The sequence below is a fragment of the Brevibacillus reuszeri genome, assembly GCF_002897295.1.
In the GTDB taxonomy this organism is placed as follows: domain Bacteria; phylum Bacillota; class Bacilli; order Brevibacillales; family Brevibacillaceae; genus Brevibacillus; species Brevibacillus reuszeri_A.
On record NZ_BEXF01000001.1, the window covers coordinates 504,117 to 523,917 of the forward strand.

A 19,801-nucleotide genomic window follows, 5' to 3' on the forward strand; every position below is an offset into this window, starting at 1 on the left:
GCAATAGCTATTACTACCCGGAAACGGAGCACCCTACTTTGAAATGTGTACTTGGTTTCCAACTTGTTTTCAACCAGTTTTCAATTTATCGAAGATGATCGAATGGGATTGGGAGTTTAAGTGGTATCAACCATATATAAGGTAAAATGGTAAAATAGGGTTGTCGACTCCAAAAAAAAGGGGGTCGACTTTTTTTGTCGAATGTCGAAAGGGGGTACCACAAAAATGTAGTACTGTTACGGTCACTTCCGCACCACTAGAATGGGATTATATCGAACAATGGAAAAAGCGGGGGATCGTCATGCAAACGCGACGTGTCAAAATACTCGGCACCGGAAAATATGTGCCCCGTCGAATCGTGACGGATGAAGAAATGGATGCGCGCCTAGGGACACCGCCTGGCTGGGTCCGCAAAACGACGGATGTTGTCGCGCGCCATTTTGCAGGGGATGGGGAGACCGCATCGTATATGGGAGCGCGAGCAGCGGCAGATGCTCTTGCAGCAGCGGGAATACGTACCTCGGACATCGATTGTATCGTATGTACGAGCGGGACGAAAGAACAGGCACTGCCCAGCACGGCCTCCTTCATCCAGAAAGCGCTCGGGGAAGAGATGTCTGGTGTTCCTTCATTTGATATTGATGCGACATGTCTCAGCTTCCTCACCGGTCTAGATGTGATGTCTTATATGGTAGATGCAGGGCGTTACCGTTATGTGCTGCTTGTGTCGACCGAGATCGCTTCAGTCGGACTGAACTGGAATGAGAAAGAAAGCGCCGGATTGTTTGGAGACGGTGCGGCTGCCGTCGTCATTGGCCCGTCCGAGAGAGAAGACGCTTCTCATATCATAGGCGCTTTGATTCGAACATACAGCAAAGGGGCGAGGCTGTCGGAAATACGCGGCGGCGGCACGCGCATACATCCGCGCGAGCATAATGCGCAGACGGAAACAGATTTTTTATTTCATATGGATGGGCAGGCGATTTTCAAAATGGCTTCGAAGCTTCTTCCTGGCTTTGTGGAAGAACTGCTGGCACCGACTGGAACTCGAATGGGCGATTTTAAAGCGGTCATACCGCATCAAGGAAGCGCAATGGCCATGCGGCTCCTGCGGAAAAAGCTCGGAATATCCGAAGAGCAGCTGATATATATTACCCCGAATCATGGCAACACGATTGCCGCATCGATTCCAATGGGACTTCATGAGGCGGTACGCCAGAGAAAGGTGCAGCGCGGGGACAGGGTACTGCTGATCGGTACGGCGGCCGGATTATCGCTCGGAGGGATGATCCTTGATTATTGAAGACGCCATTGCTAAGAGGCGATCAACGATCATGCTCACGGGGGGAAGGGCACCTGTCACTCTCGACCTGGCGCGTTCCTTTCATAACGCCGGTCACCGGGTACTCGTTGCAGAGAGTGCGCGCTATCACGTTTGCCGCGTTTCACGGGCGGTAGAGCGAAATTTCCTCGTTCCCGCTCCGAATACAGATACAGAGGCTTTTTTGCAAGACCTGGAATCGATCGTGACGAGCGAGCAGGTCGATGTTCTCATTCCGACTTGCGAGGAAATTTTTTTTGTAGCCAAAGGGCTGGATCGGTTACGCCGGCACTGCAAAGTATGGACGCCTCCCATCGAACAGTTAGGAGAGCTGCATGACAAGTGGAGGTTTGTTTTGTTAGCGAGACGGCACGGATTGACGGTGCCGCGATCTGAGCTCATTTCCACGCATGAGGAGTGGCTAACGCTTGCAGCGAAGGAACGACTGGGCGAATGCCTCGTATTGAAGCCAGCGTATTCGCGATTTGCATCGCGTGTTCTGTTTCTGTCCCGAGAGGATCACCCGGATAAAAGAAGGCGGTTTTTGGCAAATAACATGAATGCTGTGACACCACAGACGCCGTGGGTAGCGCAACAACGCATTTATGGTCGAGATATTTGTACCTATAGCGTCGCTTTTGAAGGAGAATTGATCGCACATACAGCTTATCCGAGCCGTTACCGGATCGGTCAGGGCGCTTCCGTTTATTTTGAGCCTATCGAACACGAGAGCTCTCGAGAGTGGGTCCGCAAGTTTGTCAAGGCGACGCAATTCACTGGACAAATCGCATTCGATTTTATCGAAGAGGAAGGTGGCGGACTGTTTGCCCTGGAGTGCAATCCGAGGGCAACGAGCGGTGTACATTTGTTTGGTGCGAGTGGCGGCCTAGTGCAAGCGTTTCTGCAACCGAACGCGCTGCAAAAATCAGGCACCGTTCTGACCCCCAAGATGTCAAGCAGGGCCATGTTGGCTGCACCAATGTTTGCGGCAGGTTTTCGAAGCATTCGCAACTTTCGCGAGCTTGGCGCTTGGAGCCGAGCTTTTCGTATAGCCCGTGACGTCGTGTATAACCCGATGGACATGCGACCTGTTGCTGAGCAACTGCGGGTTCTGGCCGAAGCATGGCGGACAAGCAGAAAGCATGGCATTTCACTTGTTGAAGCAACAACGATCGATATCGAATGGAATGGTGATGCATGACCAACGCATTGGTAACAGGAGCTACCAGGTTTTGGACAACATGCCTTCTTGCGATTAAGTCAAATGGGATGGAACGTAGGCGGCATGCGTACGGATTCCTCCTCGCGCAAATCCGTTTGGACGAATCGGATGCCTTGCTCCTGAAGCACGGAGCGGATCGACTCGCTTCGTCCCATCATGCTGTGGACGTTGAAGGTACAAGACACGTCGTCGACGGGTGCCGAAAGCAAAATGTGCTGAGGCTCATTCATATTTCAACGCCGAGCATCTATTTCGACTATCGAGACCGGGGAGGTATCAGCGAATCGGAACCGCTTCCAGTAAAGCAGGTTATCGCTTATGCCGCAACCAAGTTGCTGGAGCTGCGGCAACCAGGTATTGGAGAAGAGGAGGTTAGGTATGTGGTGCTATCGCATTTTCATGCCGATCATCCGGCGGGGCTGCGCGACTTTCCTAATGCTCGCATCCTGTATAAGCGGGATGCGCATACAGCGATCAAAGATCTTGGTTTGCTTGCCTCAGTCAAAGCTGGCTGTCTGCCTGGTCTGCTGCCGGACGATTTCGAGGAACGATCCGCATTCATTGATGAGACTCCAATGCGCAGGCTACCTGGGATTTTCCGTTCGTGATGGGTTATGATCTGTTGGGAGACGGTAGCTTGATCGCGGTTGACCTGTCAGGGCATGCTGCGGGGCAGATCGGATTGTTTTTGATGTCGGCTACAGGCGAGTACTTCTTATGCGCGGATGCGGTCTGGTCAAGCCGCGCTTATCGAGAACGGCGCAAGCCGCACGCGGCAGCCGTGCTGATCATGGATGATCGTGGTCAGTATGCTGATACTTTTGAACGGTTGTGCTTTCTGCATCAGCAATATCCTCAGATTCGAATCATACCGAGTCATTGTAAGGAAGAACTCTTACAGGAGATAGGAGAGAAGGAATCATGAACGGACTTATCATACTCCTAAAGCATTACATACAGACCAGGTTCGGGGGAAGATGGGCCGATCGTACGGCGTTCGAGCGCTGGCAGGAACGCCAGGTACTCCGCCAGCTTCGATTCGTCATGACTCATTCTCCCTTTTATCGGGAGCTATGGGGGGATATCCCGCTGGAGCAATGGAGACGGTTCCCGATTATCGACAAAAAAGTTATGATGGATCACTTTGATCACCTAAATACAGCAGGTATCCGAAAAGACGAGGCGATAGCGGTCGCGCTTGAAGCGGAGAATACGCGCAATTTCCAGCCGCGAATCGGAAACATAAGCGTCGGCCTGTCGTCAGGAACGTCCGGTAACCGCGGTCTATTTCTCGTCAGCGATCGCGAGCAAGCAGCCTGGGCTGGCACGATGCTGGCGAAGCTGTTGCCTGGACCACTGTGGAGACCGGAGAAGGTAGCCTTTTTTCTGAGGGCGAACAGCAATCTGTACGAATCCGTGCGCAGCGGTAAGCTGCAGTTCGAATATTTCGATCTACTAGAACCGATCGAGAGGCATGTGGAGCGGCTGGAAGTTTATCAGCCTGGCATATGGGCCGCGCCTCCATCTTTACTCCGTCTGCTGGCCGAGGAAAAACGGGTAGGTCGGTTGAGAGCGTTCCCGCATCGAATCATTTCTGTTGCGGAAGTACTGGAGCCGCTCGATGCTCGTATAATTCAAGAGACGTTCGGCTTGCCGCTTCACCAAGTATACCAATGTACGGAAGGCTTTCTCGCTAGCACATGTCGGCACGGAACACTGCATTTGAATGAGGATGTGGTTCATATTGAAAAGGAATACGTTCAAGGGGAGAATGGCAAACGCAAATTCGTACCAATCGTGACCGATTTCTCTCGCTCTACGCAGCCGATTATTCGTTATCGATTGAACGATCTACTAACGGAAGCCGAGTCGGCCTGTCCGTGCGGCTCTGTCTTTACCGCGATCAAGCAGATCGAGGGCCGTTGCGACGATATCTTTTATATGTTGAGCGAAACGGATGGGGGACTTACTCCGGTTTTCCCGGATTATATTACACGCGCCATCCTTGCCGCTTCCCCTGTGATTGAAGAGTACCGGGCCCTTCAGATCGATGTGGAGAAAGTAGTGATTGAGCTTCAAGTCGCCGCCGGTTTCGCTCGGGAAGAGGTCGAGTGGCAAGTATCGACATCGATGGAGTTGCTGATGCGCAGGTTACACTGCCGCATCCCGAATCTCACATTTGCTCCTTATTCGTTTCAACCGGGACTTCGCAAGCTTCGACGCGTAGAAAGGAGATGGCAGATTGAGCAATCACATCTCCCTCTATGATCAAAGTAATCTCGAGCGCATCGATTGGCCGGATACCGAGGACGGCCGGTACGCGAAAGCTTATTTGGAGCCGCTTCTGCGCGAAGGGACCGACAGATTCATGCGCAACGTGAGAACGAGGATGCTCGTTTTGCGGACGGAGGATCTGGTTCTTCCTGTTACTGTAAACGATGATGATTACGACAATTCGTATGTTTGTTCTCCCTATACGCATTATATTCGCTATGCCAAACGGGAATTGGAGTTATTGAACCGCCCGCTAATGGAGAAAAGCTTGTCTGCAATTCTGGATGTCCTTGGCTATTTTATGAAAAGTTCGCAACTCAATCAGGTTGTCCATGTAAACAATTGGCTATTGTCAACGAACCTGTACCCCCGATTATCGGAAGGACAGCTTGCGGCCATTGTGAATACGGTGCGGGAAGCATTTCCCGAGCATGCAATCGTGCTGCGTTCCCTTAGTTCTTCTCTTCATCCGGCAATGATTGCAACCTTGCAAGCGAATGGCTGCAAACTGGTGCCAAGCCGGCAGATATATTTATACCAATCGAATGATCCAGCTTTCGGAAACGCAAAATCGCGCTGGCTATTGAAGCGGGATTACGAGCTGCTGGCGAAGAACGGGTATGAGTTTGTTTCGCCGTCGGACATAACAGACACGGACGTGCCCCGAATAGCAGAATTGTACGCGATGCTCTATTTGGATAAGTACTCCTACGACAACCCACAGTTCGATACAGCGTTTATCCGCTTAGCCAAGCAAACCGGCGTGCTGACCTTGTACGGGCTGCGCAAAGAGGGGCGATTGGATGCTGTTATGGGTTTTTTCAACCGCAATGGGGTCATGACGACTCCGCTTTTCGGCTATGATACGTCGCAGCCGGCTTCGGTTGGGCTGTACCGTATGCTGTCTGCTTGCCTGATCCGGCAAGCCCGTGAGATGGGAGATTTACTCCATGAGAGCGCAGGAGCTGCCCAATTCAAACGAAACCGCGGAGCGATTGCCGATATCGAATATTCCGCGGTATTTGACAGTCATTTGCCGCTTGGAAGAAGATGGTGTTGGACGCTTTTGGAGCATCTGCTGAACGGTATTGGCGTTCCGATCATGCGCAAATACAAGCTATAAACAGATAGATTAAAAGGAGGAAAGGGTGCGGATCATGTCGCGAAGAGAGCAACAACTACCATCTCCTTCAGGAGAGAGGATCGCCCTCATTACGGGCACATCAAGCGGTTTCGGCATGCTGTCAGCTGTCGAGCTGGCGCGTAAGCAATACCGCGTCGTTGCGACGATGCGGGATACGGAACGGGCCATCGAGCTGCGCAAACGAGCCGAACAAGCAGGGGTATCGGAGCGACTGGACTATCTCAGCTTGGACGTGACATCTACTCGAGACATCGAGCAGGTCGTTGCGGAGACGCTTCGCATGCATGGCCATATCGATGTGCTTATCAATAATGCCGGGTTCGCTGTTGGCGGGTTCGTCGAGGAGGTACCGATGGAAGATTGGAGGCGGCAGATGGAGACGAACTTTTTCGGACTCGTTGCGATGACCCGAAGCGTCATTCCTGTCATGCGGAAACAACAAAGTGGTCTGATCGTGAATATCGGCAGCATCAGCGGACGAATCGGGTTTCCCGGCTACGCGCCGTACGCCGCCTCCAAGTTTGCTATAGAAGGGTTTAGCGAGAGTCTGCGTCATGAACTGGCTCCGTTTGGCATCCGCGTCGTGCTAGTAGAACCTGGCGCCTATCGGACACCAATCTGGCAAAAAGGGTTAGCAAATATTCCTTGCGACGCAGACTCCCCCTACAAACACAGACTCGAGGCGATTATGCGATATTCGCGCCGTGCGTCTGAACATGCCCCCGATCCGCAGCAAGTAGCAGAGCTGATCGGGAGAATCGCAAGCACGCCATCGCCACGTCTGCGCTACCCAATTGGGCAAGGATCGCTTCTCGCGATATGGGGAAAGGCATTGCTTCCCTGGAAGTGGTTCGAGCACCTGATTGAGCGGGGAACGCGTTGATCATTCTTTCAAACACACCAAAGAAAGTTTGCTTCAGCGGACTTTTATTATACTTACTTTTGGATGAAAATAATGTAATAGACTGGGAATATTTACCAGTGACAGTGTCAGACCCGAAAATAAAGTCTTAGACTGCAACTGCCTTTATTCAACTATTGATAAGAGACAGCCCGGTGTACGAAGAGTCATGTCCGCTGAATCGGGTAAAAGGCTGGCTATTATGCGTCGCGGCGGCTTATTCGTTTTATTAAGTTAACGGGTAGTTTACTGCAACATTCTATAATTTGTAACGTCCTAATTTATGGGTTACAAGTTATGAAATACAAAGTGAGTGAGAAGATGTACGAGAAAAGGTTTCATCATTTAAGTGCGACAGCGAGGCACTAAACACGTTGGAAGGTGCGAGTTTAGAGCAAGCCTTTCCTATGATTTTGGTTGGCTCTGTTTTGATGGATGGAGATATTAGCCATAGAAGGAGCGGATTAAGTGCTCTCGCTGCAGATTGAACACGAAAGAGCTTCGATCTAAAGAAGAACGGTGAATCAAATGATACACCTGTTGGAAGCCAATTATTACTCTCTTTGAAGAGTACTTTGGAGAAAAGGAATAATGGTAACTACTTTTTATTATTTGTTTCAAGCAGAAATTAATATTATTGATTAAACTAGCGAAGAAGTGAAAAGTAGTGTAAACGAACACACGGTTCGAAATCAATGACCGGTTACCCAACGGCAATCCGATGTGACAAGAAAGGCGGCAATATTCGACCGCGTCGGATCAACATCTCGATTCAGAAACTTAATTTCCCACAAAAAAACCATGAACTGTTAGAATCGCTTTTTGATTCCATTATTGGATATGAAACAAAGGTAGGAGGAAAAGATTTTAAATGGGAAACCGGACATTCCTGAGCGTTACAAATGCCGATACAGCATTTTACCGCGCTGGTCGCCTCGAGGTTGCTGGAAGCCCGTGACCGCGGTCGGACGCATGCTTTCGTCGACGCGCTGCCGACTTCCGCGCCGATCCTGCGCAAACAAGGGTTTCAGTTCGTGACGCGGACGCGTCCGTTCGTGTTGGAGCAACCGCCGAAGTGAGCGGAACTTTGTTGTGCTAACGGGATCGATAGCTCAAAATCACGATCTGGATAGGAACTCCATATCGTGATTTTGTCTTTACTTGTTTGAGGAAGCGTGTTCACTCCATAGACCGAGTTATTCTATACGGAGCCGTTAACATCTTATTTTAGTAGTAGCTCGTCGCTGCACTCCACCCATATACTTGAATTAGCGTATTCAGCAGAACTTTAATCTAATTACAGCGAATAAAATGGGAAAATAGCGAAGGTTGACTGGAGGGGAAGGGATGAAAGCGATCGTATATGAGCGGTACGGGCCGCCAAATGTACTGCAGCTTCGGGATGTCGCCAAGCCGGTACCGAAGGACGACGAGATATTGATTAAAGTCTATGCTGCAACTGTCGCCGCGGGAGATTGGCGCTTACGAAAGGCAGACCCCTTCCTGGCGCGGCTGTTCAATGGTCTGTGGAGGCCGAAGCGAATCAAGATTCTCGGATTCGAATTAGCGGGCGTGGTCGAATCAACGGGCAGTGGCGTTACTCGGTTTAAACCGGGGGATGCCGTCTATGCTGCCAGCGGAATGGGCTTCGGCGCGTATGCCGAATACAGATGCCTACCTGAGAACGGCAGCGTCACGCTGAAGCCGACAAACATGACGTTCGAGGAGGCGGCAGCGGTTCCGGTCGGTGCCTATACTGCCTTGCAATTTCTCCGAAAGGGCAATATCGAGCGCAACAAACGCGTACTCGTCTACGGAGCATCCGGCAGTGTTGGGACGTATGCGGTGCAGCTCGCCAAGCATTTCGGAGCGGAAGTGACCGGGGTATGCAGCACATCGAATCTGGATTTGGTAAGATCGCTGGGCGCCGACCGAGTCATCGATTATTCAGAAGAGAACTTCGCGGATGACGGTACGATCTACGATATCATTTTCGATACGGTTGGAAAGAGTCCGTTCATGGCTTGCGTCGAGCGTCTGACACCGAACGGCTTATACCTGCGAGCAGTCCATTTTAGCCCTCTGCCGGTCGTTCTCGGGTTATGGGTCAACTTGACGAGCGGTAAGAAGGTGATCGGTGGAACAATGAGGGAAAACGCGGAAGACTTGAGGTATCTTAAGGAGCTGATCGAGGCCGGCAAGCTGCGTTCGATCATCGACCGCGTTTATCCGCTGGAGCAAGCGGCGGAGGCCCACCACTATGTGGAGCAGGGCCACAAGAAAGGCAACGTGGTGTTAACCGTCCAACAAGGTTTATCGGATTCGCTTCTTTATCCTTGAAAAGTTAGAATTAATACGTTTCGAAATCGAAAGACGAAGACTCCTTGTGCGTTTAGCTAACGGGATCGATAGCGATAAGCGGTTGCTTCGGCAGCCGTTTTATTATTTATTCCGCTAACAGCAGTTGGTACCACTGTTGATTGGCTTGAAAAGATTCCGCCAATGACTTTTGAGAATACCATATATATCTCTCAGCTCAGAAAAATTTACGATTGAACTTACGGAGTTCAATAACGCAAAAAATAGGACGAAATCCTCTTTTACGTCATGTATCAATAATTGGTAAAATTGGCATATGAAATAGCAAGAGAGTAGCATGATGCTTGTACGTCTTCGGGGTTCATTAAAAACCAGTAAAGAGAACGGAATGCAGTTTAGTATGTGTAGCCAAAGGTGAAGTTGGATGGTTGACATGCAGTATATATACGATCTTGAGGCAGAGATGGATGTAATGAAGCTGCTGCAAGCTGTTTCTGATAAGGGAATTACGGACGCTGAATGGCATTTAATAATGGCTTCGGTTAGTTTTAATTTACAACTTTACGCCGAGGCAGTAAAACATGCTGAACAAGCAAATACTATCGTAGCCGGCTGTGCTGATGATATGCTTGCGCTGTACTCACAATATGACTAGTAGAAATGCTTCTGAAATAACTTTCATGTTAAACTATGCTCTAACCCATTTTCCCTCGAGACGGAACCCGAATTTAAGAGATACGCAAAAATATTTTTACTTGAGTCTAGAACGTTGGGAACGACAGGTATCATTGTTGCTCCGCAATCGGCAGTATTTTGTTACGCTAACAGGTTCGATAGTTTAGTAAAAAGAGGTATTCAGGAACGGTTTTTTGTTCCTAAATACCTCTTTGATTTTCTTGTTAGATTTCTAAGTACATTTTGTTTCACTTGTTAGTTTTTACTGGCGTCCCTAATCCGACATGCTGATCGTAAATGTCATAAACAGCCCTAGCAATATTGGCAGCCGATCGGCCACCATAGCCACCTTCAGGAACGACAACGGCGACAGCCAACTTCGGATTTTCCAAAGGTGCGAAAGAAATCAGCACGCCATTTGTGATGCGGGCATACCTTGACCATTTTTCCTTCGTTTCCCCTGTCTTTTTGTCAACGTAAGGGGTTGGTGTATAAATATCTTGCTCCGAGGTTCCTGTTTTCGCTGCGATTTTGTACGGAAATCCTGCAAACGCGTTAATGGCTGTTCCACCTGGTTGTGTTACTAGATACATTCCGTTATGGACGATGTTCCAATAAAGGTCCGGAAGATCGATCGTATTCATTACCTTTGGAGTATAGGCTTGTACCACATTTCCTTTGCTGTCCTTAATTTGTTCCACGATTTGCGGTTGCATCCTTACGCCTTTGTTCGCTAAAGTGGCTGCATATTGAGCAAGCTGCATGGTAGTTAAACGGACTTGCTGGCCGAAAGATGACTGGACCATCGCAGCAAGTGGGCCATAATCTTTATTCATCACAAGGTAGTCTTCCTTGCCTTTATTCTCACTCGGCAAATCTATACCTGTTTGGACGCCTAAGCCAAAAGCGTGGTAGTAGTTTTGCATGATATTTACTGCTTCTTTGCCGTATTTGCTTGACATTAACTCCCCAATTCGAGCCATGTAGGTGTTAGAAGACTTTTGCAAAGACTTTTGTGGAGTGAGTACTCCATAGTTATGATGCTGGTCGTTATTGATAGTGTCAGTTCCCCGACCGTAGTGGTAGGCTCCAGGATCATTCCAACTATCATATGGGCTAATAACATTCTCAGCCATGCCCATAAGCACTGTAATGGGCTTTACGACAGATCCTGCCGGTACGATCGATTGAGGATGTTTGTAATTCTCTGCTTCGGCTTCTTTCCCTGTCTTCGGTCTAACATCATACGGGGCTTCTTTTATCGTGCCGTTTGTTACTGAGTATTTGATTTGATCATAGGTGTCGCTATCAAGACCTTTCGACCATACATTGGGATCGTATTCTGGATAGCTAACCATCGCTACAATTTTCCCTGTTTTCACTTCCATTGCAACGACATAAGCGCCTTTTGCATGTGATGCCTTGTCTACCTTTTGCCTCAAACTTGGCATGAAATTCTTGATGAAATCGCGAATCTCCAGTTGGACATCTTCATCGATAGTGAGGTACAGATCGTTTCCTTTTGTAGGGGCCTTCTCTTCTACCATTTTGATGATGGTCTGGTCAGACGTAACTTCATATTTTTGGTATCCGTTCTCTCCCCGTAACTGTTCTTCATAGCTTCTTTCTACACCGTCAAGTCCAACCATTTGATTGGGCAGATAGTGGTCCTTCTGTTGAAGATAAAAATCCGAACCCAGATTCTCCGCCACATGATAGGGGCGAACATAGCCGATGGCTTGAACAGCGACTTCTTTTGGATCATAGACGCGTATAGGTTTTGTTATGACTGAAACGCCAGGCAAATCACTCAAATGCTCCTCTAGATAGGCGATTTCCTTTTGAGACAGATCATATTTGAGATCTTTTTCAGTTAACTTTGGAGAAAGACGCATCGTTCTTTCCATTTTCCCGTTCTTCAGCTCATAACCAACATCCATTTTTTTTAACAAAGAGGCTTTAGTAGTTCCTGCTAGTGCCTTTTCCAATTTCGTTGCCAGATTTAAATAATCGTTACCCGTCATGTCATCGAGCTCATGAAAGACGGCTGTGAAGGAAGCACGGTTGTTCACAATCATTTTTCCGTTCTTGTCGTAGATATTTCCACGAATAGCAGTGATTGGTGTCTCTTTGTAATTTTGTTTGCTGGCCAATTTCACATAGTTTTGTCCATCAGCAATTTGAATGTGTGCTAGGCGAAGGACCATGGCGGAAAATATCAGGAAGACGAGTATAAATATGATGTTCAAACGCTTCACGTTCTTAGGTTGCTGCTGTTCCTCTGCTTGATTCATGACAACGATTTTCTTCCTCATTAACGCCCCTTCTCCTTTCTCTCAATCTCATCTTATAGTTCATTCTCTTTTGAGTGATGCATCGAAAACTACCGCTATTTACTGTATACAACATTATGTTTTATTGAAATAGTTATTCGCGTAATCTTATGCTTACATTTTTGTCCAGTGATTCTTCCGATTTCACGAAATAAATTATTGGGGCGATCCAACTTATTTTCGTTTCTGCTACATGCATGAATCAAGTAAACACTGTTTCTCTAGACTCACTCAAATTTCATCCAGTACAATATGTCAGCGTGTTGTTTCGTAAGTAGGGAGGAAAGGTCATATGCAATACTCATCATCATTGCTCGCATTATGGATTAGTTTAATAAGTAATGTGGTATTGACTGTGATAAAGGTTGTTGTTGGATTTTTATTCAATAGTCAAGTCCTCATTGCTGATGGTATTCATAATGCTGGCGATGTGATTGCTACATTTGCTGCTTTGACATCGTCTATGGTTTCCAAAAAGCCGGCGGATAAAGACCATCCATATGGTCACGGTAAAGCAGAGGTTATTGCTTCTGGTATTGTGGCGATTATATTAGCCTTAGCCGCATTATTTATGGTCTATAAGTCGATAGAAGCCTTATTCGAACCAGCAGTGGAAGCTAGTATCATAGCATTGGCAGCTGCAATTATATCTTTAATATGGAAACAAGGCCTGTACGTCTATTGTATAAGGCTTGGTAGAGAACAAAATAGTAAATGCCTGATAGCAACCGCAAACGATCACCTAGCGGATGTGTACGCTTCTATTGCTGCTGTAATAGGGATTGGAGTAGCATTAATTGGGGATCGCTACGATTTACCATATACCCAATACGGAGATCCTTTAGCCGGATTGATCGTTTCCTATTTCGTTATGAAGTTGGCCTATGAAATGGGGGAGGAGTCGATTGGAGTATTAATGGAGAAAAGCTTACCTGCTGAGAAGTTGAATCAGCTTGAGAACATTGTCCGGGCAATTCCACAAGTAAAAAGAATTGACCGGATTCGAGCAAGAGAACATGGGCATTATGTGATCGTGGACGTAAGAGTTAGCATTTCAAATGATTTAACGATTAAAGAGGGTCACGATATTAGCAGAATTATAAAGGGCTCTATTATGAGTGAAATGAAAGAGGTTGAAGAGGTATTGATTCATTTAAATCCTTGGTATGAATCGTAAATTGTGGGTATTGTTTGAAAGCGAGAACTTTCATTTGTTTTTAGGCTGAGACATGTGTCTCAGCCTTTTTGACTCTTCTTAGGGTTTGCTATTTTGCTGCCTTTTTGAATAAATCAATGGCGTCAGGAAGGGAGTCCGGAGGCGAGAAGCGGGCTCTTCATATTTTCAGAGCACACATAGTGACGCTGGGACCTCAAGAAGGGCTTAAGAGGTAACAACTACCCTATGTTTTTATGGCGAAACAGGTTTACCACTTGAACGAGATGGTTATCGTAGAGTGTGTTATCTAACGAATCATTCAAGGAGGTTTTTTACATGAGTGTCAAACTTGCAATTGTGTATTACAGCTCCACCGGAACTAACTATCAATTAGCTCAATGGGCTGCGGAAGGGGCAAAGGAAGCCGGCGCGGAAGTGAAAATCTTTAAGGTGCAAGAATTGGCATCTCAAGCAGTGATTGATAAGAATCCAGCTTGGAAAGCCCATGTGGAAGCCACAAACGATATTCCGGTTATTACACCGGATGACATCGTTGAAGCTGATGCCATTATTTTCAGTACGCCTACACGTTTCGGAAACATTGCCGCCCAAATGAAACAATTTTTAGATACAACAGGTGGAATCTGGTTCCATGGAAAGACGGTTAATAAAGTGGTAAGTGCAATGACCTCTGCTCAAAACGCTCACGGTGGTCAAGAAGCGACTATCCTTAACTTATACACCTCTATGTATCACTGGGGGGCAATCGTGGTTGCTCCAGGATATACTGATGCTTCCTTGTTTGCTGCCGGAGGGAATCCGTATGGTACAAGTGTATCTGTTGATCAAAACAATCAAATTGTTGGAGATAAGGAAGCTTATCAAAATGCTGTTAAACATCAAGCCAAGCGTGTGGTTACGGTAGCTGAATGGGTTAAAAAAGGAATGCAATAAATTTTTATGCATTGTTGGAAAACCACAGTTTTTACTGTGGTTTTCCTTATAAGGAAATACCAACACTACCACTGTTGAAGGTCAACTGGACAAATTATGCCCCTCACCAGAAATAATTTGCAATCATATTTATAATGAGCCCTCAGCCATGCCAGCAAATCTGGAAGCTCTTTTTGTGATAATACTTTCTTTAATGCAATGGCTTAAAAGAATGATCGAATGTTTAGTCGAATAAAGTGGTAACGTATTTTGAATAGGAAAACGGAATGTCTAAAGACACCAATTCACCATTAATCGTTGTTGATGACGTGCCTTTCGCTGTTTGGAGCACAGAGACAGTGAGTGGGGTATCAACGATTTAAATTCAGTAGAAATACGGGAGTATGGGTATCAGCCCTGACGGATGCGTTTCGGGAAAATGGCTTTCATCAAAATCAAAGAACGGGACCATGTTTCTGAGAAACCATCTAAGGAGGCTTCTGAACAATGCGTGAACAGTTCCTCAACTATTGGGTAAAACCACTGCCAAAAATGGAATTCACATCATTATTAGCGCGTCTTAGCGGAAACCATACCATAACGCTCACCACCATTGCCTTACTCAGTACTCTAGCGACTCTATTCCAACTAGCGGGAGGCTTTATACCGGGACCAGGATACTTGATCAGTCCTCTTTCTACGGCCCCGATTGTAGTAGCGACTCTCATTTCTTTACGCTCGGGTGCAACCGCATATGCACTTGCCATCATGTTATTGCTACTCATTCAACCGAGTGAACTATTCGTCTTTCCGTTTACAACAGGACCGCTTGGGCTTGCATTGGGCTTCAGCATTGTGCACTTCAAAAATCGGATTCAGGTTGTCTTGTTTTCCACTGCCGCGTTATGGGCTGGGATAGCACTGGTGTTATACGTCTTCCGCTTTCGTCTGCTCGGTCCGTCGGTTACAGAAACCTTTCATATCGACACGATCATGTATATATTTATTTTTTGTTTGCTTTATAGCGGAATATGGACGGAAATTATCCTACGGTTATTATCAAGATTAAGAATGTATATTCGTTGATTGTAAGACAAAGGTGGTCGGATGGCAGGTGGCATTCAAAGACCCTACTCATTATTCAACTTTGGCGTGTGAGCTCCAGTAAATGCGGTATCATCAAATTGTTAGGTTTATCTAGTTTGGACATGCCTCGTAATTGACGCTGGGGCAAGAAAGCCTGAGATAATCAGGCTTTTTTTGTTATCACCGGACCATACCCCTCAGGTCTGTTTTCTCCCTTCCCGAGGTCATGGTGTCACCAGGAGGAGTGATAAAAGGATACGTGAAGGCCAAGGAAACATCATGCTGTATAGAGATAACAAAGTTTTAGATTGGGGCCTTTTAATCAGTGGGCAGAATACTTCTAATATTGTGTTAAAATAAAAATGGACATTTCTTCGTTCAACTTCAGAAGGGGCAGGCCTTGGTTACGTTGGAAACCGGAAATTGGAGGGCGTTATTGAAATGGCTAAACTGATCTACCCTATTAACGTATCTTTGGACGGTTACATGGAGGACGAGAGCGGCAATATCGAGTGGTCGATCTCCGATGACGAGGTGTTTGCGTTCTGGACTGAATTCCAGCGGCCGATTGGCACCTACCTATACGGGCGTGGAATGTACGAGTCGATGGTGTACTGGGAAACGGCGAGCGCCAAAAAAGGCGATCATCCAGAGGTAATGCGGGAATTCGCGCAGATCTGGCGAGATGCTGAAAAGATCGTGTATTCCCGGACGCTTCATGCTTCAAGCGCCAGGACTAGGATCGAACGCGAATTCGATCCTGATGCGATTCGTAGGCTGAAAGAGTCTTCAGAAGCCGACATTACGATTGGCGGCCCCGAGCTTGCTGGGCAGGCAATGAGCGCGGGACTGATCGACGAGTGTCATTTGCTTGTTAATCCGATCGTCTTGGGTGGAGGCAAGCGAGCATTGCAGGACAACCTCCGCATGCGGCTCGAGCTGATCGGTGAACGCTGCTTCCGAAGCGGCGTTGTTCATCTTCACTACCGCGTGATCGTCTGACCGCGAAACTAGAGTGAAATTCAGGAGATACGCTTTTGAGCTTACTAAAATCAAGTGAAATTATGAAAGCCGGAAGTTATGAGCGTCTTCCATTTTTAAACTAACAGGTACGATAGCCCAATAAGATAAAGAACAGTCTACAACTTTTTAATAATGATGAAAACCCGTCTCCTATTAAAACAGGGACGGGTTAGCTATTTCAAGCAATAGATATTTGAGTGGCCTACTTGAATAATAGTGATTCTTATTAAGTGGTTTAATTTGCCCAATTGTCTCTGATCATGAAAGGTAATCATTTAGCCTATTAATTAATTTTGGATGGTGGAGTAAGCCCGTCAGGACCTTGAAATCTTCTCAAAACCTCATTTGCTATCCGTATACCGTTTACAATTGCATCAAAATCAATGTTTATGTTAGGGAGCGACAAAAGTGACTTTTTCTTTGGTCTACCTTGTGTTTTTGCCCATTCTTGATAATACTGGTCCAACTTTACAGGATTTTTTTGCAATCTTTTTATTGAGATCTTTTTTATCTTGAGCCAATCCATAAATTCAGGTGTATAATGGTTACTTTTTTTAATTGATTGTTTACCCAAAATTTCAACCTCACCTCAATTCGTAAATGAAAAATGCAAAGGGGGAAAATCTACTCAATCTCCCTTTGCATTTTTTCTCCTCACAAACTCTCTATTAATTAATCACAATCACATCCGACAATTACCAACAAAACGAAAAGCACTAGGATCAGAGCAAAGTCATCAAAGCCATTAAAGATACCCAATTCCAATCCCCCCTTTCCATAGTCTTACAATATGTGCTTTACTCATTTTTGCCTGTATCATCACCCAAAAAGTAAAAAGATAAAAAGGAATTAAAGTTGGACTCCTTTGGAAATGTCGGAAAAAATAAAAAGGACTCAAGCATTGCCTGTACCCTTTTTGTTTCACGGAAAGTTCAAGGGGCTTTTCCCCACATCCTACACCTGATTCCAAGGTTGTCTAGGTGACTGATAATTGGTTAAAAGCAAGAAGGTATTTGTTCTGCTATGAAGAATAAATTTCCCAAGAATAACGACGAAGGAGAGTAGCGGATGGAAAAGTTGATCGAGGAGTTCAGCCAAGCCTATGCGCTGCTGCGTATTCATCACAGCTAGTGGCATGTAATTCCATTTTCGAAATAACAATAGAGAACGATGAAAAAATGGAGGAAAGAAGATGAGCCTTAGATTGGAAACAGATCGATTAGTAATCCGACACTTTGAACAATCTGATGCCAAAATGGTTCATGGATTAGCAGGGAGCGAGGAAGTAGCACGCACAACTCTTTCCATTCCTCACCCTTATCCAGAGGGAGCGGCAGAGGAATGGATTGAATCCACTCTTCGCGCTACCGAAAAGGGAGAAAGCTATACGTTTGCTATTGTGAAAAAAGAAGCCGAAGAACTGATGGGATGCATGAGCTTACTTGTTTCAAAAAGTCATAAGCGTGCTGAGCTTGGTTATTGGTTTGGTCATCCTTATTGGGGGAAGGGATTCGCAACAGAAGCTGCTCGGAGAATCGTTGCATTTGGATTTGAAGAGCTGGGATTAAATCGTATATTCGCAATGGCGATGACAAAAAATACAGCCTCTTATAAGGTCATGAGAAAAGTCGGGATGAAACATGAGGGTACCTTCCCACAGCATGTACTGAAGTGGGGAAGCTTTGAAGATATAGAGTTCTATGGAATAACCAGAGCTGATTATGAAAAGAACCTGCAAGCTAACACAATATGAGTTGCTAATGAAAAGTGGCAGTTTGGAACGGCATGATTCATGTTCCCAAGCTGCCACTTTTTTTGTTTAAACATGATCATTGTAATAACTGGAGACCCAAGAAAGAGAAGCCAAGAGAGCAAGCGTAGGATTGAGCGACGTGAAGTGGTAAAACAGTCAGAAATAGCGCAATGCCGACGAAAATGGATATAAGCGAATGTTGATATGGTTTCGCGAAGTTTCGTACAATAAAAATAAATACGTAAGACTCAAAATGAAGAGGGGATAGGATATTGTTAACCATGAATTTGTTGCTGATTGCTTTTCTGATTTTAGCCACTGCTTTTTTTGTGGCAACTGAATTTGCAATTGTCAAACTCCGGCCGAGTCGTGTAGACCAGATGGTCATGGAAGGAAGAAAAAACGCTCTGGCTGTTCAGAAAGTAATTAGTAACTTGGATGGCTACTTGTCCGCATGTCAATTGGGGATCACCTTGACCGCTATTGGCCTCGGTGTATTGGGTAAACCTACAATTGAAACGATTCTGACCCCTGTGCTGGAACCATTTTTGCCTGAACAAGTCGTCGCCATTTTGTCATTTCTGATTGCGTACTCGATCGTGACCTTTTTGCATGTGGTCGTGGGCGAGCTGGCTCCGAAAACAGTAGCGATTCAAAAAGCAGAAGGCGTCAGCTTGCTTTGTGCGAAACCGATTATCTGGTTTTATAAATTGATGTACCCCGGGATCTGGCTGCTTAACGGCTCTGCTGCTCTGCTAGTCCGTTCTTTTGGGATGAAGCCGACAAAAGAGCATGAGGAAAGCCACTCGGAGGAAGAGCTGCGCATCATTCTGGCGGAAAGCTATGAGAGCGGTAAAATCAATAAATCGGAATACGGATATGTGAGCAATATTTTTGCCTTTGATGAGCTGCTCGCTCGCGAAATTATGGTGCCGCGAACCGATATGGTCTGTTTGCATCAGGAATTTTCCTTGGAGCAAAATATGCGGATTATAAAAGAGGAGCAGTATACACGTTTCCCCATCGTTTCACAAAACAAAGACCATATTGTTGGGATGATTCATACCAAAGAGTTCTTTTTGAAGTATGCCGACGATCCGAATTTAGAGCTTTCCCAGCTCATTCGACCGTTTCTGACGGTTTCAGAGGCGACACCTGTTAAGGATCTGCTGAAGAAAATGCAAAAGCAAGGAACACATATTGCGATTTTGCTGGATGAGTATGGCGGTACTTCCGGGTTGGTAACCATAGAGGATATTTTGGAGGAAATTGTAGGTGAAATCCGTGATGAATTTGATGCGGATGAAAAAGCGGAGATCGAGATTATGGAAGAAAACAGCCATGTGATTGTGGACGGAAAGGTACTGCTTTCGGAAGTAAATGATTTGCTTGATGCGAGTATCGATGAAGAACAGCTGGATACGATCGGGGGCTGGCTGTACAGTCAAAATCCATCCCTCAAGGAAGGGATTGGGTGGCGTCACGAAAGCCTCGTGTTCACCATTCGTAAGAAAGATAAGCATCGCATACGTAAAATAGAAATTAAGAAAATCGAGCATCAGCCAGAACAGGAGCTGCTGCAAGTAAACTAAACAAAGCAATGTCCAAACGTGTGCGGGTTCTTCGGCCGGTAAGCTCTGTTGAACCCGACACGTTTTTTT

The 19,801-nt window shown here is 46.3% G+C and carries 18 protein-coding genes; 15 read left to right on the forward strand and 3 right to left on the reverse strand.

The window, feature by feature from the left end; translation table 11 throughout:
• The first annotated feature begins 301 nt into the window (after positions 1–301).
• The 9 genes from C3B52_RS02465 to C3B52_RS02505 all read left to right on the forward strand — a co-directional run bounded on the left by C3B52_RS02465 (position 302) and on the right by C3B52_RS02505 (position 9,836).
• Positions 302–1,303: a beta-ketoacyl-ACP synthase III gene (locus C3B52_RS02465; RefSeq protein WP_103104493.1), complete on the forward strand. Its 1,002-nt coding sequence runs from the start codon at positions 302–304 to the stop codon at positions 1,301–1,303.
• Positions 1,293–2,522 (forward strand): ATP-grasp domain-containing protein, encoded by a 1,230-nt coding sequence (locus tag C3B52_RS02470; protein ID WP_103104494.1) that lies wholly within the window; start codon positions 1,293–1,295, stop codon positions 2,520–2,522. The genes C3B52_RS02465 and C3B52_RS02470 overlap by 11 nt, the downstream gene beginning before the upstream one ends.
• Positions 2,519–3,151, forward strand: coding sequence for an MBL fold metallo-hydrolase (locus C3B52_RS02475; protein ID WP_103104495.1), 633 nt, complete (start codon positions 2,519–2,521; stop codon positions 3,149–3,151). The genes C3B52_RS02470 and C3B52_RS02475 overlap by 4 nt, the downstream gene beginning before the upstream one ends.
• On the forward strand, positions 3,148–3,468 hold the full coding sequence (locus tag C3B52_RS02480; RefSeq protein ID WP_164684674.1) for a hypothetical protein: 321 nt from the start codon (positions 3,148–3,150) through the stop codon (positions 3,466–3,468). Before C3B52_RS02475 ends, C3B52_RS02480 begins: the two co-directional genes overlap by 4 nt.
• Positions 3,465–4,811 (forward strand): F390 synthetase-related protein, encoded by a 1,347-nt coding sequence (locus tag C3B52_RS02485; protein WP_103104497.1) that lies wholly within the window; start codon positions 3,465–3,467, stop codon positions 4,809–4,811. The genes C3B52_RS02480 and C3B52_RS02485 overlap by 4 nt, the downstream gene beginning before the upstream one ends.
• Complete coding sequence (locus tag C3B52_RS02490) at positions 4,786–5,940, forward strand: GNAT family N-acetyltransferase (protein ID WP_103104498.1); 1,155 nt, start codon at positions 4,786–4,788, stop codon at positions 5,938–5,940. Before C3B52_RS02485 ends, C3B52_RS02490 begins: the two co-directional genes overlap by 26 nt.
• A gap of 34 nt (positions 5,941–5,974) precedes the next feature.
• Positions 5,975–6,844, forward strand: coding sequence for an SDR family oxidoreductase (locus C3B52_RS02495; RefSeq protein ID WP_103104648.1), 870 nt, complete (start codon positions 5,975–5,977; stop codon positions 6,842–6,844).
• A gap of 1,365 nt (positions 6,845–8,209) precedes the next feature.
• On the forward strand, positions 8,210–9,202 hold the full coding sequence (locus C3B52_RS02500; RefSeq protein WP_103104499.1) for an NAD(P)-dependent alcohol dehydrogenase: 993 nt from the start codon (positions 8,210–8,212) through the stop codon (positions 9,200–9,202).
• 403 nt (positions 9,203–9,605) lie between these two features.
• Positions 9,606–9,836 (forward strand): hypothetical protein, encoded by a 231-nt coding sequence (locus tag C3B52_RS02505; RefSeq protein WP_103104500.1) that lies wholly within the window; start codon positions 9,606–9,608, stop codon positions 9,834–9,836.
• Between the two features lie 268 nt (positions 9,837–10,104).
• On the opposite strand, the gene C3B52_RS02510 is transcribed toward C3B52_RS02505, so the two are convergent.
• Positions 10,105–12,171 carry a peptidoglycan D,D-transpeptidase FtsI family protein gene (locus C3B52_RS02510; protein WP_235615575.1) on the reverse strand — a complete coding sequence of 689 codons (2,067 nt, stop codon included), beginning with the start codon at positions 12,169–12,171 and terminating at the stop codon, positions 10,105–10,107.
• Positions 12,172–12,481: 310 nt separating this feature from the next.
• On the opposite strand from C3B52_RS02510, the gene C3B52_RS02515 reads away from it, so the two are divergent.
• The 4 genes from C3B52_RS02515 (at position 12,482) to C3B52_RS02530 (ending at position 16,366) form a co-directional block, all read left to right on the forward strand.
• Positions 12,482–13,366 (forward strand): cation diffusion facilitator family transporter, encoded by an 885-nt coding sequence (locus tag C3B52_RS02515; protein ID WP_103104501.1) that lies wholly within the window; start codon positions 12,482–12,484, stop codon positions 13,364–13,366.
• Between the two features lie 315 nt (positions 13,367–13,681).
• Entirely contained in the window at positions 13,682–14,299 is a 618-nt protein-coding gene (gene wrbA, locus C3B52_RS02520; protein ID WP_103104502.1) for an NAD(P)H:quinone oxidoreductase, read from the forward strand.
• A 486-nt stretch (positions 14,300–14,785) separates the two neighbouring features.
• The gene (locus C3B52_RS02525) at positions 14,786–15,364 is read left to right on the forward strand and encodes a hypothetical protein (RefSeq protein WP_103104503.1); all 579 of its coding nucleotides are present in this window, start codon (positions 14,786–14,788) and stop codon (positions 15,362–15,364) included.
• 441 nt (positions 15,365–15,805) lie between these two features.
• Positions 15,806–16,366, forward strand: a complete 561-nt coding sequence (locus C3B52_RS02530; RefSeq protein WP_103104504.1) for a dihydrofolate reductase family protein — start codon at positions 15,806–15,808, stop codon at positions 16,364–16,366.
• A 304-nt stretch (positions 16,367–16,670) separates the two neighbouring features.
• Here C3B52_RS02530 and C3B52_RS02535 read toward each other — a convergent pair whose 3' ends face one another.
• Both C3B52_RS02535 and C3B52_RS37735 read right to left on the reverse strand, forming a co-directional pair.
• Positions 16,671–16,961 (reverse strand): hypothetical protein, encoded by a 291-nt coding sequence (locus C3B52_RS02535; RefSeq protein WP_235615576.1) that lies wholly within the window; start codon positions 16,959–16,961, stop codon positions 16,671–16,673.
• A 98-nt stretch (positions 16,962–17,059) separates the two neighbouring features.
• Positions 17,060–17,152, reverse strand: coding sequence for a YjcZ family sporulation protein (locus tag C3B52_RS37735; protein ID WP_103104505.1), 93 nt, complete (start codon positions 17,150–17,152; stop codon positions 17,060–17,062).
• Between the two features lie 427 nt (positions 17,153–17,579).
• Here C3B52_RS37735 and C3B52_RS02545 point away from each other — a divergent pair, with 427 nt between their 5' ends.
• Together C3B52_RS02545 and C3B52_RS02550 are read left to right on the forward strand one after the other, a co-directional pair.
• Positions 17,580–18,140: a GNAT family N-acetyltransferase gene (locus tag C3B52_RS02545; RefSeq protein ID WP_103104506.1), complete on the forward strand. Its 561-nt coding sequence runs from the start codon at positions 17,580–17,582 to the stop codon at positions 18,138–18,140.
• Between the two features lie 281 nt (positions 18,141–18,421).
• Entirely contained in the window at positions 18,422–19,732 is a 1,311-nt protein-coding gene (locus C3B52_RS02550) for a hemolysin family protein (RefSeq protein WP_201264838.1), read from the forward strand.
• The last annotated feature ends 69 nt before the right edge of the window (positions 19,733–19,801 follow it).